At 54.5% G+C, this 13,138-nt stretch carries 10 protein-coding genes; 1 reads left to right on the top strand and 9 read right to left on the bottom strand.

From position 1 onward, the window contains the following. Nucleotides 1-76 precede the first annotated feature (76 nt). From AUC60_RS04965 to AUC60_RS04985, 5 genes are all read right to left on the bottom strand, one after another. The gene (locus AUC60_RS04965; protein ID WP_202973063.1) at nucleotides 77-1,375 is read right to left on the bottom strand and encodes an NAD(P)/FAD-dependent oxidoreductase; all 1,299 of its coding nucleotides are present in this window, start codon (nucleotides 1,373-1,375) and stop codon (nucleotides 77-79) included. Then, on the bottom strand, nucleotides 1,372-2,505 hold the full coding sequence (locus AUC60_RS04970; protein WP_202973064.1) for an enolase C-terminal domain-like protein: 1,134 nt from the start codon (nucleotides 2,503-2,505) through the stop codon (nucleotides 1,372-1,374). The genes AUC60_RS04965 and AUC60_RS04970 overlap by 4 nt, the downstream gene beginning before the upstream one ends. A gap of 79 nt (nucleotides 2,506-2,584) precedes the next feature. Further along, nucleotides 2,585-3,361 carry an amino acid ABC transporter ATP-binding protein gene (locus AUC60_RS04975; RefSeq protein WP_087264996.1) on the bottom strand — a complete coding sequence of 259 codons (777 nt, stop codon included), beginning with the start codon at nucleotides 3,359-3,361 and terminating at the stop codon, nucleotides 2,585-2,587. Next, nucleotides 3,361-4,023, bottom strand: coding sequence for an amino acid ABC transporter permease (locus AUC60_RS04980; protein ID WP_087264997.1), 663 nt, complete (start codon nucleotides 4,021-4,023; stop codon nucleotides 3,361-3,363). The genes AUC60_RS04975 and AUC60_RS04980 overlap by 1 nt, the downstream gene beginning before the upstream one ends. Nucleotides 4,024-4,094: 71 nt before the next feature. Further along, entirely contained in the window at nucleotides 4,095-4,928 is an 834-nt protein-coding gene (locus AUC60_RS04985; RefSeq protein WP_087264998.1) for a transporter substrate-binding domain-containing protein, read from the bottom strand. A 366-nt stretch (nucleotides 4,929-5,294) separates the two neighbouring features. Here AUC60_RS04985 and AUC60_RS04990 point away from each other — a divergent pair, with 366 nt between their 5' ends. Further along, nucleotides 5,295-6,191: a LysR substrate-binding domain-containing protein gene (locus AUC60_RS04990; RefSeq protein ID WP_087264999.1), complete on the top strand. Its 897-nt coding sequence runs from the start codon at nucleotides 5,295-5,297 to the stop codon at nucleotides 6,189-6,191. A gap of 9 nt (nucleotides 6,192-6,200) precedes the next feature. Here the strand turns inward: AUC60_RS04990 and AUC60_RS04995 are convergent, their stop codons facing one another. The 4 genes from AUC60_RS04995 to AUC60_RS05020 all read right to left on the bottom strand — a co-directional run bounded on the left by AUC60_RS04995 (nucleotide 6,201) and on the right by AUC60_RS05020 (nucleotide 13,069). Then, entirely contained in the window at nucleotides 6,201-7,280 is a 1,080-nt protein-coding gene (locus AUC60_RS04995; protein WP_087265000.1) for a polyamine ABC transporter substrate-binding protein, read from the bottom strand. 548 nt (nucleotides 7,281-7,828) lie between these two features. Next, nucleotides 7,829-9,070, bottom strand: a complete 1,242-nt coding sequence (locus AUC60_RS05005) for a PrpF domain-containing protein (RefSeq protein ID WP_087265002.1) — start codon at nucleotides 9,068-9,070, stop codon at nucleotides 7,829-7,831. A 1,104-nt stretch (nucleotides 9,071-10,174) separates the two neighbouring features. After that, on the bottom strand, nucleotides 10,175-10,990 hold the full coding sequence (locus AUC60_RS05015) for a hypothetical protein (RefSeq protein WP_087265004.1): 816 nt from the start codon (nucleotides 10,988-10,990) through the stop codon (nucleotides 10,175-10,177). Nucleotides 10,991-11,071: 81 nt separating this feature from the next. Continuing rightward, the gene (locus AUC60_RS05020; protein WP_087265005.1) at nucleotides 11,072-13,069 is read right to left on the bottom strand and encodes an acyltransferase family protein; all 1,998 of its coding nucleotides are present in this window, start codon (nucleotides 13,067-13,069) and stop codon (nucleotides 11,072-11,074) included. Nucleotides 13,070-13,138 lie beyond the last annotated feature (69 nt).

The raw sequence follows: 13,138 nt of genomic DNA on the forward strand, positions 1-13,138 counted from the left end.
TTACGAAAACTATTGAAGAAACGTATAAACATAAGCTTATGCAGTTTACGTCCGCCGACGTTGCGAACTCCTTGAATCAGAAACGCGATGCCGCGAAAGGCGTGATATCGATCGGCGGCGATTCTCCGGCAAACAGACTCGCGACAATTTCAGCCGTCATGGGCGCCGAAGCAAGGCCGACATGGCCATGGCCGAAGGCATGCACGACGTCAGGCGTCGCTTTTGCCTTGGCGATAACTGGCAGCCCATCCGGTGTTGAAGGACGATTGCCCTGCCAGCGGGATATGTTCAATTGCGTGGGATCATCGCCCAGTCCGGGATAGGTCTTCAGCAAGTGATGCAACAAGATGTCTGCACGCTTCCAGTCCGGCGGGTAATCGACACCGGCCAACTCCACCTGACCGGAAGCACGCAAACCGCTGAGCGTCATGGTATTGGCCATCTTGCCGTCAGAGGGCATTACCGGGATGCGCGGGCCACTGGCAGGCTGAGCGATCTGCACGTGGTAACCGCGCTCGCTTTCCAGAGAAACTTTATCGCCGACACTTCTCGCGAGCACTTTGGAGTGAATACCTGCGCTGATAACAGCGCCATCGCAGACGACGGCGCCCTTGTCAGTACGCACGCTTTGCAGGCGAGCGTTGCTGATATTGAACCCCTCGGCCCGCGCCTGAATCAGCTCGCCGCCCAGCGCGGTGAAGCTGTTAACCAGGCCGCGCACATATGCCCCCGGATCGAGACAGTGACCGCCACTTTCGAGCAACACGCCGAAGGTATACCGATGACTCAGGGCAGGCTCGAATTCATGCAGGGCATCGGCGTCCAGTTCCCACCACTGAATGCCATTGTCGCGCCTTAGTTGCCATGAAAAAGCCTCCTGGGCAAAAGCGTCACGGTCCGGATAGACATAGAGCAAGCCATCCTGACGAATGAGTTCCGGCACGTCGCATGCAGTGGCAAGCGCCAGATGTCGCGCGGGCGCATCAGACAACAACGTAGAAAGGATACCGGCTGTTCGGGCAGCCTTGGCGGGCGTTGCGCCTGCCTTGACGAAGCGGATCAGCCACGGCGCGAGTTTCAATAGGTACTGCCAGCGAATCGTGAACGGCCCCTGAGGATCAAGCAGGAAACCGGGGACCTTTTTCCAGAGCCCCGGCATTGACATCGGAATAATCGATGCCGGGCTCAGGAACGCGCCATTGCCGTAACTCGCGGCTTGCTCACCGCCAAGCTCTGCGGGCTCCAGAATCGTCACGCGGTGGCCATCCTTCAGCAACGCCAGGGCCGTGCACGCACCGACGATACCGCCGCCAATAACCACGATATGCCGGGCTGGTTCTGCCACGTTCTGATTCATGACGGATGCGCTGCTCATCGTTCAGCCAGGATGCGCGCATTGCCGCGCAGTGATGACTCTGAGACCGAAATGCCAAGGCCGGGCCCGGTCGGAACGATCACGGCACCGTCATGGTTGGGAATGCGCTCCTCCAGTACATCCTCGGTCAGTACGTGGTGAGGCATGTAGAACTCGCAGCCCAGCGACATACCCGGTGTCGCGGCGATGAACTGAGTGCCTGCGGCCAGCGCGATACCACCCTCCCACAAGGTGCCGCCATAAGCCGGAATATGCACGGTGTCGGCAATGGCCATGATCCCTTGTGCTTTGAGTATTCCCCCGGCCTTCATCAGTTTCACCGAAATCGCATCGGCCGCGCCAAGACGGATGATCTCCATCAGATCGCGCGCGTCAAAGCAGCTCTCGTCAGCGAGAATCGGCGTGTCCAGCGCGTCGGCAAAAGACGCCATGGCCGCCAGGCAACTGCGAGGGACAGGCTGTTCAATGAAGGTTGGACGAAACTGGTCGACGTCACGCAGGATACTAATCGCACCAAAGGGCGCCAGCGCCTGGTTATAGTCGAGGCGCAGATCAATGGAGTTGCCGAACTCGCTGCGCATGGCGTCCAGGTGGGCCATGTCTTCAGCGTGGGATTTGACCCCGGTCTTGACCTTGAATATTCGGTTACCCGCAGGAACCATCGCCCGCATGCGCTCCATGTCAGCATCAAAATCGGGGTCGGCAATCGAGAACGAAAGGGGAATGCTGTCGCGTACCCTGCCGCCCAACAGATCGGCGACCGACAGCCCGCAGGATTTGCCGAGGATGTCGAACATCGCTGTCTCAATGGCGAGTTTGGCTTCACCGTGACCGACCAGCGCAGTGTCCATGGCCAATGTTGTGGCGCGAATCGAGCGGATGTTTGCCCCTATTACCAGTGGGCGCAAATAAGTGTCGATGGCGGCAAACGCCCCCTCGGCCGTACCGGTGAAAACCTCCCAGGGCGCAGCCTCTCCCCAGCCGACAATGCCGGAGGTCGAGGTCAGTTCCACCAGCACACGTTTCACGCTGCCTTTGACGTTACCCACGCCCTGAAGCCGCGCCATTTTGATCGGGCTTTCAATCAAAAAGACCCGCAGCCTTTGAATGCTTTCGTTTGTCATGGTCATGACTCCTCCGCCCGCAGCGCAGCCCGAAAAATCAGAGACTGGGCACGATTAATGTCTGTTTAAATCGGTGAGGCCCTGATCAACGGGCGCCGCTACCTTTATGAAAATGGTTGAGGAAATTACGCGTCGCGTCTTCACGCGGGTTGTCGATGGTCTCGCGCGCTGGCCCTTCCTCGACCACGTAGCCGTCACGCATGAACACCACTCTGTCAGCCACCTCACGAGCAAAAGCGATTTCGTGGGTGACGATGACCATGGTCATGCCATCGGCCGCCAGCCTTTGCATCGTGACCAGCACCTCGCCCACCAATTCAGGGTCCAGCGCTGAAGTGGCCTCATCGAACAGCATCACCTCAGGTTCCATCGCCAGCGCCCGGGCAATGGCCACGCGCTGCATCTGGCCACCAGACAGGGTCTTGGGCATTTGCTGTGCGCGGTCAGCCAGCCCCACTTTTTCCAGCTGCGCCATGGCCAGATCACGTGCCACGCCCTTGCTCAGGCGACGCACATGAACCGGCGCTTCCATGACATTTTCCAGCACACTCATGTGCGGAAAAAGGTTGAAGTTCTGGAAGACCATCCCGGTTCTTGCCCTGAAAGCCGCAAGCTCTTTAGTGCCCGGCGGCCGATGCCCCTGACCAAAAAGAAAAGTAGTGTCCCCCACGCGGATTTCGCCCGCATCGGGTTCAACCAGCAAATTGATGGAGCGAAGGAGCGTCGATTTGCCCGATCCGGAAGGGCCTATCAAAGAAACAACACCGCCCTCCTCGACCTTGAAATTGATGTTCTTCAACACCTCCAGCGCACCGAAACTTTTGCGCAGCTCGGTGATTTCGATCTTTGGTTTCGCGGACATTATTGGATGGCTCCGTGTTTCTTCTCGCGATAGCGCACGATCAGGGTGAGCGGAAACAGGATCAGAAAGTAAGCGACGGCCACCGCCGAATACGTCTCAAGCGGACGAAAGCTGTCGTGGGCAATCATCTGCCCCTGGTACACCAGGTCGGGCACGGCCAACACCGACACCAGCGAGGTATTTTTGAATTGCATGATCGACTGGTTCATCAGCGCAGGAATCATGCGCCGGATTGCCTGGGGCAGAATAATCCGCCGCATGGTCAGCATCGGCGTCATGCCCAACGCCCCGCCCGCCTCGCGCTGCCCTGCCTCGATGGAGACAATGCCACCGCGAATGATCTCGGCGTAGAACGCACCGCCATAACATGACAAGGCCAGTAGCGAGGCGGTAATCGGCGTCATCTCGACACCCGCCAGAATCGGCAGCGCGTAGTAGAACCAGATCAGCTGCACCAACACGGGTGTGCAGCGAAAGACCTCTGTGAACATCAGTGCGAAAGCCCGCACCAGCGCAAAACGAGACAGCAGCCCCATTGCCGCCAACAATCCAATGACCAACCCGCCCACCACGATGGCAGCGGTAAAGGACACTGTCAGGCCAAGGCCTTCAAGCAGTAGCCAGCGATATTCCCAGAGTGCGGAAAAATCCCACTCGTACATGTCAAAACCCCACGTCACCTAACACATCAAATACACAGGTTTGAAAACTGCCCGATCTCCAAGAAAGGAGTTCAGATTTCAAAGCCTTCCGGGAAGTCTTTCGCGGTGACTTTGACCAGTTCCATGTTGCGCATGATCGCGTCCTTGATGAAGCCGTTGGCACGATGCTCGGTGATCCATGCATCAACAAATTCGCGCCAGGAAGTATCTTCTTCGCGACGGAAGCCGGCGTTGGAGGTGGTGGAGTTAATGGGCGTTGGCACAATCAGTTGACCGATCGCCGGATTCTTCGCTCGCAGGGCAAGCGCCAGAACCATCACCAGGCATTGCGCATCCACACGGCCGGATTGCAGCGCTGCCGTGGCGTCACTGGCGGTTTTAAGGCGTGAGACCGTAGCGTTCGGCGCGAGTCGGGTCACTGCACTGTCGTGAGAGGAGCCTGCATCGACGCTGATGCGCATATCGGCAGTGTTGAATTCATCCCAGGTCTTTGCCGTGACCGATTTTTTGGCAATGAACGTGAACGAGTTCTTGAATACAGGACCGGAGAAGTCGATGACTTTCTGTCGCTCTGGCGTAGGGTTCAGCCCGAAGAACACGTCGATCTTGTCGGCCTGCAAATCCAGCACCGAGTTACCCCAGGTGGTTTCCAGAATCGAGAGCTTCACGCCCAGATCATCGGCAAGCTTTTGACAGATGTCGATGTAGAAGCCGCGCCATGGGCCGCCGGTCAGGCTCTTCTGATAATAAGGCGCGCCATCGGCGATGGAGCCGATACGCAAGACGCCTGAGGATTTCACGCGCTCAAGTGAGCTGTCTGCTTTGGCACTCAGTGAAACAAGCCCCGTCGACGCGCTGATAACGGTAGCCCCAAAAAGCTTGGTGAATCTTCTGCGCGTAATCATGCAAAGCGTTCCTTTTTCTGGGCCATTTGTGATGTTTTGAACTCATCATCTCGCGAAAATCTGACTGGCAGTCGAAAAAAGACAGGTGACGCAATTGTCGATTGGACGGCGCATTCGACAGTGTCGCTGCGCTGTTCGACTTATTGTTGGCAGATGACTTCTGCTCAGTGCTGCGTAATCAATCTGTATCCAGGCGCAGGCTGTCTGCGATGCGGGGATGCGCCGGGTGTCGCGTACGACCGAGCCTTCAGACCGGGCACAAATTTGCATGACCTATTGATGACACAAAGCTTTTTACAACTGAAGCCTTGAAAAATGGTTTCGTCATGACTAAAAATCATGGCGCCCACACTCAGGATCAATGCCATGCGCCGATTTTTACCCTCGCTCTCTGCGTTGCAGGCTTTTGAAGCCTCGGCACGGCATTTGAACTTCACCCGGGCGGCGGAGGATCTGGCTGTGACGCAAAGCGGTGTCAGTCGCCAGATCACCAATCTCGAACAGTTCCTGGGCATGCGCCTGTTCGAGCGCTCGGGTTCCCGTCTGATCCTCACCGATGCAGGCAGCAAGTATGTTCAGGATGTGGTGCCAATGCTTAACCGGCTCGAAGAAGTCTCCATTGATCTGGTGCGCGGCCGCAAAGCGGATGCTTCGTTGATGATCGGCGCCAATCCGACCTTCGTGTCCCGCTGGCTCGCGCCACGGCTGGAAAACTTCGTTCGGCAAGCACCGGAAATACCCGTTGAGGTCAACCCGATCGAGGCCGATATCGACTTCAAGACCTGCCGCTTCGATATCACCATCATGCGCGGCACAGGCGCTTGGAGCGAGGCCAGAGCACAGGAGTTGTTTGCTGAGGAGTTAGTCGTAGTGGCATCACCCAGATTGATTCCTCTGGGCGAAACCCGGGACCAACTGGACTTCTCCAAAATACCCACGCTGCAAAACGCAAGCAGACCCAGCCTGTGGCTGCAGTGGCTGCGCGCTTCGGGGTGCGTCGGCACGGGGCTGATTCAGGGCGTTCGATTTTCCCAGAGCGAGATGCTCATCAGTGCCGCCGTCAGCGGCCTGGGGCTTGCGGTGGTGCCCATTCATTACGTCGAACGAGAACTGCAACGGGGCGAACTTCACATGCCATTTGGCAATCCGGTACGCTCGGGGGAATCATATTGGGTGGTCAGCCCAGAGCGTAAATCCCGACAACAGCACGCACTGCTTTTTCGCGACTGGTTGATGCAGCAGGTGCGGCAAAATCGCGTCTGATCACAAAGATCACTGACCGGCCTTAGCTTCAGCCCAGACTCGTGCCCTTAGCGTCTCAATATCTGGAGGTATTGCCTGCAGAGCGAACAAGGTGCTGAGCGTATCCGCATCCGGGTAGATGGCAATGTTGTTGTGCACCGAGGGCTCAACCAATGCTTCGGACTTATCATTGCCGTTCGGATAATGCAGGTAGTTGGAAACGCTACTGATCACCTTCGGATCGAGTATGTAGTTCATGAAGGCATAAGCGGCCTTTTTATCGGGTGCATCTGCAGGCATGGCCATCATGTCAAACCACATCGGCGAACCCTCCTTGGGCAATGCGTATCGGATATCCACCCCTTTGCCTGCATCCTGCGCCTGATGCTGCGCCAACATGACGTCCCCTGAATAACCGACGGCGACGCAAATCTTGCCGCTGGCCAGATCCGCGATGTAATCCGTCGAGTTGAAATAGCGTACATAGGGGCGAATGGCGAGCAAAGCCGCTTTGGCCTCAGAATAATCAGCCACATTTTTGCTGTCTGGCGACAGGTTCAAATAGTTAAGTGCAATGGGCACCACACTGGCGGCACTGTCGACCATGGCGATCCCGCATTGGGACAGCTTCTTGATGTTTTCGGGCTTGAAGATCACATCCCAAGAGGTAAGCGGTGCATCTTTACCAAGCACAGCCTGGACCTTATCAGCGTTGTAACCGATCCCCGTCGTGCCCCACAGATACGGGAACGCATAGGCGTTACCTGGATCAACCCCTGCCAACGCCTGAAGTAGAACCGGATTCAGGTTCTTCCAGTTAGGCAGTTGGCTTTTATCCAGTTTCTGCAGGTCCCCGCGCTGGATCTGCCGGGCCAGAAAATGACTCGACGGCACCACAATGTCGTAACCGGAGTTTCGGGCTTTGAGCACTTCGTCGAGCGCCTCGTTACGCGAGTAAGTGTCATAAGTGGAGGCAATACCGGTTTCTTTCTGGAAGTTCTTCAGCGTGTCCGGCGCGAAATAATCCGTCCAGTTGAAAATTTTCACAGTTGGCGCCGCCTGGCTTATCGATGCAACCAACATCAGCGGAACGAGGGCTCTGGTGAACATCTGATAGTCCTTTCTCAATGTGAGAAGCACACTGTTTGATCGTCGCGATGCTAACCGATTGACCTCTCTCACGATGACAATATTTTAACTATCGCATGGTGCGTAATAGCTAATCCATACCGCGGTATTGACGGTGTAGAATCTGCGCCAGATTGAAGCAGGTACGGATTGGTCAGATGGCCCAATGGGAACGCAGAGGATTCACGGAAAAGACCAAGAGCCGGGCACTGTTGGCCTGTCTATTGATAGTCAGCTTTTTCATAGAGGGATCGTGGACCGGCGATTACTCATCGAACCGAAAACGTGTTTTCAGCGCCGGGTTCGTGACCCTGTGCATTATCGTGGCAGTGTTTGAGCTTGTGATCCTGAACGGGATATATGGCGAGGGTCGGTGACGCACGAAGGCAAAGCAAGTTATGTGAAAAACACTGCACAAAATATTCACGACTTTTTCACGCCCTGCCCCGTATGTTTAACCCAGCTCCTTCATGACTTTAAGCCCGTTGATCCCCATCGCGGGCTTTTCTTTTGCCTGTAATTTGCTGCTTCTAGTCCTGAGCCCTCTCCCCCATTGCTTCGATCAACCCGGCAGAAGCTCTGTACAACGGTGCATATCCGCGCATCAGTATTTGCGCGCTTCGGCGATACGCAGCGGCTTTGATGTCGATGCGACGGCCTTCGGTCCTTGCGCTGACCGTTGTGTCCAGTTTGCCAGCCGGATTCTCGATACTCACTTCGATGTCCGAAAACCTCTCGCCAGGCTGAGCAATGCCCACTGCGATTTTTGAGGCAACGGTCCCGGGAAGCAGGCAAGCTGCGGCCAGACAGCAACCGCCGGAAACGGCCATCGACGCATGGCCGGTCTGAGGCGTGAAGTAACGAACGGCGATGTTGCCGCCGTGACGCGGAGCGCCGACGATACACACCTTGGGTACGGTCTCGCTTCGCTCGAGGTCTGTGAGGCTCATGAGCTCACCGTCGCGACGGCGAAGTTTCATTTTGAGACCCGCCTCAATCCAGACTTGCCTTAGCCGCGCCATGAATGTCGAATCAGCTTCAAGCTCCGAGATGGGTTCATGGCCGGTCTTGCCGAAACTGGCCGCGTCGGCAATCACCATTGGCACCGCAACATCGACACAGGAAACGTCGTGTCCACTGATCGTGTCCAGCACATTGCCCGTCGGTAAAAACGCACCGGTCTTGTTGCCTACGGGAGACTGGAGAAACAGGTCCACACTGGGGAATGCGCCCTGGACGCCCGGAATTTCAGCATTTATGAAACGCCCTTGGTCGTCGCGATACATCCGCGCAAACGTCACCACGCCGGTATTGGTGTTTTTGATTTCAACCTCAAACACGCCGCTGGCGGGTGCTTCTATCAGCCCGCTATCAATGGCCCAGAGCGGCAAAGCAGACGACATGTTGCCGCAGTTCACACTCCAGTCGATGGCGCTGTGATCGCTGGCTAACTGCGCGAGCGTGCTCACAATCCGAGGACCTGTAGGTGTTTCTTCGATCCTTGCCAGGAATACTTTATTACTGGTGGCAGGCCCTCGCCCCAAGCCGGTGATCTGGCGATTACCCGGTTGATTTCCAGATTGGGGGACACCCATCAGGTGACGCAGCAACTCCGCACGCAACCCTTCGTCACTGGGTAACAACGGCTCCCAGATCACAACACCCGTCGACGTACCACCGCGCATGTAATGCACCGGCAATTCGATGACGCCGCTTTGAAGTCTGTTACGGAGTGTGGTTTGACTGGAGGGCAAGGGTCTGGATGAGTGCATGGAGGTTTGCGTAGCCTCAGGATGAATTAGCGTTGTAGCGCATCCTAAGACTTACAAAACCAAAAATCGATGCTCCCCCGACGACCCAGACTGCTTTACGGATTGAGTTGAGTTGCCCTGGCCGCCGGGGGAACGCTTACATCTTAATAAGGAGAGCATGCTGTGGATTTAAGACAAATCTTAAAATACGACCTTCAATCTTGATCGGCATCGCCTGATTCAGGCTATGCGACAAGATTGAGCAAAAATGCTGGTCATACCAAGTCTGCGGCGTGTGAAGCAGCCTTCAGCCCGGAGAGAACAGCGATCTGATCATGTGAAGTTCTGCCGCATGAGTCATCGCCTCAAGGTCATCAAGGCTCATTGAATGGCCGCACCCTGCACATTGTTCGCCAACCAGATCCTCAATTCCAAACAGGCCACTGGTGGTCCCATCGCTTGGGTCAAAAGGATTGCAGTTGCAGGCAACGCACCGAAAATCCTCGAAATACTGCTCGTCCAGTCTCATTGTCCGACAATCCTGAAAATTCGACCGCATGAAACACCATCTTCAGCATAGTTGCTAGCCGGACCCGACGGCAGACATGATATTTAGTTCTTTTCTATCAAGCCCGGAGGGGTCATAGCGGGCCATCTCCACTTTCTTTAACCGTAGCGGGCCAGACCACGCGTTGAATATGCGGATGCTTGCTCTGCTCAAGCCATTGTGGAATCGCTGTTGGCTTGTGAGCTCTATGGACAGAAATGAAAAAGCCACCCGAAGGTGGCTAAGTCATTGAATTAAATGGTCGGGACGGAGAGATTCGAACGCCGACCGCTTCAAGAAGACTTATCCCTCCAAAGGCCGAGCGCGGCCAAGCTTGTCGAGATGCACAGCGACATCACTGCCAAACGAAATACACTTCGCACAAAACTAGTCGAGACCCACTTCTCCACATGCTTGCGAATGGTCAAGCCACGGCGATCTGGCCGTTCAGACCCTTACAACGAGCCTCTCCCTCATAGCATGCGGGCGAAGATGTCGCGTTTTTTTAGATACGATCATGCTCTTCTGCAGCTAATAAAAAACCCGCACTTGACGGGTTTCGTTTAATCCAACGTAGGTTACAAGTTCAACTTCGTTGCAACTCGATCAGTAAATGATGGTTTACTAAACCATTTTTTCGAAAGCTGAAGAGGAATCTCGGCTCCTGCCGCAGCACCAATCTGCGGAATCCAGAACAGAACATCACGCCCGACATTTGAATGTTGTTTTCGCTCGACACCATGCCACGAGTGGTCAGTCTTCATGAATACCAGCATGGTGTTCGGGCGGTTCTCGAACGTCTTGACCAGATGGAAATCCTCATGCTTCATATGAGGCGAAGACCAAGACGTAACCCCCGGATCCTTTGGTACGTAGATGCTCGTACCAAAATCCCGAAGAGTGTCATCTTTAGGAAAGTAAAATGCCCCCACAATGAATTTGCTTTCGCTATCGGTATGGGGACCCAGCGCAAAGTTTTGGTAATCACGAACCAGCAAGGAGCGCGGACTTACTCGCACATCATCTTCGGACACAGAGTTCTTTACAAGATCCTTCTCTCGGTACTTGTGATTTACTTTAAGTCGTCTGCCAAATTTCTCAACTAAAACATCTAGAAACTCTTGCGAGTGAATCCATGCTTCGAATTCTTTCCAGAATAAAGACACAGCGTCTGTTAGCTTCTGAGTTCTGCTGGGTGAAAGCTGGATAAAATGCCGCTGCTCGTAGGGGGCGGGATAAACATCGTAATCATCATCAGGAGGAAGCTTGAGAAGAAGTTCGGAATAAAAATCATCCGGTAAAACTTTCTCCACGTAGATGTGTGGGAATGGGGCTGTGACGAGCTGAGCACTCTTTATGGCTCGGTAAGCGTACTCTTTAACCAGACTGTCCATTGTGCAACGATCCGTGCTGTGCATAGGGCGCTGATTGTACCTGTAAGGTGCAGCCAGGCGCCACATGCACGGGAAGCGCTTCTATTTTTCGAGCGACTCCATTATTAGCTTAAACAGCGCCTGGTTCGCGACCAAGGACAAATGATTTGAGTCAGAATACAAAATCGAATCACTTGTGATGCTTGTGCAATACCCATCGGCGCAAGTGATCTCGTCTGGATCCACAAAAATCACGCCCGGATTATCTCTGACTGCCTTATCAATTACTTTCCTCGCTGGAACATCCCATGCTTGGACAGCGGTATATGGAACCCTCATAAGCGCTTGCCTTTCTTCGTTCGAGTTGGCAGCACCAAGGCGCTCGATCCGATAAAGCCGTGCCAACGGATCCCAGCCAGGAGGTGCAGCGGGCCCGACCACGACAACCCTGTGCCCCATTTCAATCAGCTTCTTGAGGGCACGATCAAAAGACACGCCAATCTCATCGGTTCTTTGCTCAACCCCTACCCCTTGAGCTGTTGCTGCGTAATACGAGAGGCCAATTTCGTTACCTCCAACGGTGTTATTGAACCCCTGACCTCGAATGTAGGAGGTAAACCGTGAGATTAAAATCACCGTCGACGGCGAAAGTGATCTGAGTTGGGCAAGCCGTTTTTCCTGATAGTCCGGATCGCAGCGGTTGAAGACCGCGCCATTGGCGAAAACACTGAGACGTGGCAGGAGCGGACAGCCGCTTGAGGTTAGATCTACCATCCTTACACGGTACTGCTCGAGAAGAGGCTCGATTGATTGCGTCATACCGCGCGCATGCGAATCACCGACAATCACGAACGTTCTATCATACGGACCTTTGGTTATCCGGCATGCTTCCCCGGGATCGCGCCCTGAACAGTCAGAACCATTCATTGAAACCCCGCGAAGCTTCTGAGGCACTCCACCGTTTGTAGCCCAGGCCAGTACTGGGGTGTTTTCTTTCACCAAATAAGTACGGCCATAAAGCCCCATCGTAAATATCCCGACCAGACCGACAGCGGCCATGATAAATATCCAAGACCTGGATATGTTCCCCCTTGCGCGGAATGGGGCCTCGACATAGCGCCAACTCAAATAGGCAAGGAACATAGACAAACCGATAAAGCCAATGAACACCGCTTGGGACGGCTCGTTCATGCTTCGATGTCTAGCAAACGAGAAAAGCGGTTGATGCCACAGGTAGGCGCTGTAGCTGATCAAGCCCACTCCAACCAGGTATTTTGCAGCCAGGAGCCTACCTACGATTGTGTTTTCAGCGCATAGGATTATCAGCGCAGCGCCAAGTGTAGGCACCAAGGCATAAAGCCCCGGAAATGGGGTGTCCTTACTGAACGTAAATGTCGCTACGCCGATCAGGATCAGGCCTAGCAACGCGCCAGCCTCTCTCCAGCGCATCGACACGCCACGCTGATTGGGCGAGCTTAGGTAGACAGCGCAGAGCCCCCCGATTAAAAGCTCCCATGCCCGCGTGGGCAACAAGAAAAATCCAGCTGATGGGCTTTGTGCGGATGCCCACTCCGCACCGATCAGGCTTAGGAACAACAGCAATGAAAAGGCTACATATAAGCTTTTTCTACTTCTCCAGATGCAATAAATCAACAACGGAGCCAAGAGGTAATACTGCTCCTCAACCGCGAGGCTCCATGTATGAAGCAGAGGCTTTAATTCAGCTGCCGTATCAAAATAACCGCTTTCGCTCCAGAATAAAATATTCGAGGAAAATACAGATACGGCGGAAAGACTTTCAAAGTAATCTTTAAGATCGGAAGCTTGTAGCCAAGCTATCGAGAACGGCACGGTTGAGAGAAGTACAAAATATAGCGCAGGAAGTATTCGCCTTGATCGGCGCTCGTAAAAATCAACAAACGAAAAGCGGCCCTGCTTCAGGTCTTGATATATTATCGAGGATATCAGGTACCCGCTAATTACAAAAAATATGTCAACACCAACAAAGCCGCCACAAAAAAAACTGAAACCAGCGTGAAACAGTATTACTGGAATTACTGCTATCGCTCTTAAGCCGTCTATCTCGCGCCGATATTGCATCCTGGACTTTTCCTTTGTATCGCAAACTTAAAGACATGAACCGATGCCACGACAAGCCAAGCCGATCGG

Origin of the sequence: Pseudomonas caspiana, from assembly GCF_002158995.1 — a bacterium.
In the GTDB taxonomy this organism is placed as follows: domain Bacteria; phylum Pseudomonadota; class Gammaproteobacteria; order Pseudomonadales; family Pseudomonadaceae; genus Aquipseudomonas; species Aquipseudomonas caspiana.

Bases quoted from the DNA above. Each gene is read 5' to 3' on its own strand.
- AUC60_RS04995 (WP_087265000.1), bottom strand. From the start codon at position 7,280: ATGTTCACCAGAGCCCTCGTTCCGCTGATGTTGGTTGCATCGATAAGC.
- AUC60_RS04965 (WP_202973063.1), bottom strand. From the start codon at position 1,375: ATGAGCAGCGCATCCGTCATGAATCAGAACGTGGCAGAACCAGCCCGG.
- AUC60_RS04970 (WP_202973064.1), bottom strand. From the start codon at position 2,505: ATGACCATGACAAACGAAAGCATTCAAAGGCTGCGGGTCTTTTTGATT.
- AUC60_RS04985 (WP_087264998.1), bottom strand. From the start codon at position 4,928: ATGATTACGCGCAGAAGATTCACCAAGCTTTTTGGGGCTACCGTTATC.
- AUC60_RS04980 (WP_087264997.1), bottom strand. From the start codon at position 4,023: ATGTACGAGTGGGATTTTTCCGCACTCTGGGAATATCGCTGGCTACTG.
- AUC60_RS05020 (WP_087265005.1), bottom strand. From the start codon at position 13,069: ATGCAATATCGGCGCGAGATAGACGGCTTAAGAGCGATAGCAGTAATT.
- AUC60_RS05005 (WP_087265002.1), bottom strand. From the start codon at position 9,070: ATGCACTCATCCAGACCCTTGCCCTCCAGTCAAACCACACTCCGTAAC.
- AUC60_RS05015 (WP_087265004.1), bottom strand. From the start codon at position 10,990: ATGGACAGTCTGGTTAAAGAGTACGCTTACCGAGCCATAAAGAGTGCT.
- AUC60_RS04990 (WP_087264999.1), top strand. From the start codon at position 5,295: ATGCGCCGATTTTTACCCTCGCTCTCTGCGTTGCAGGCTTTTGAAGCC.
- AUC60_RS04975 (WP_087264996.1), bottom strand. From the start codon at position 3,361: ATGTCCGCGAAACCAAAGATCGAAATCACCGAGCTGCGCAAAAGTTTC.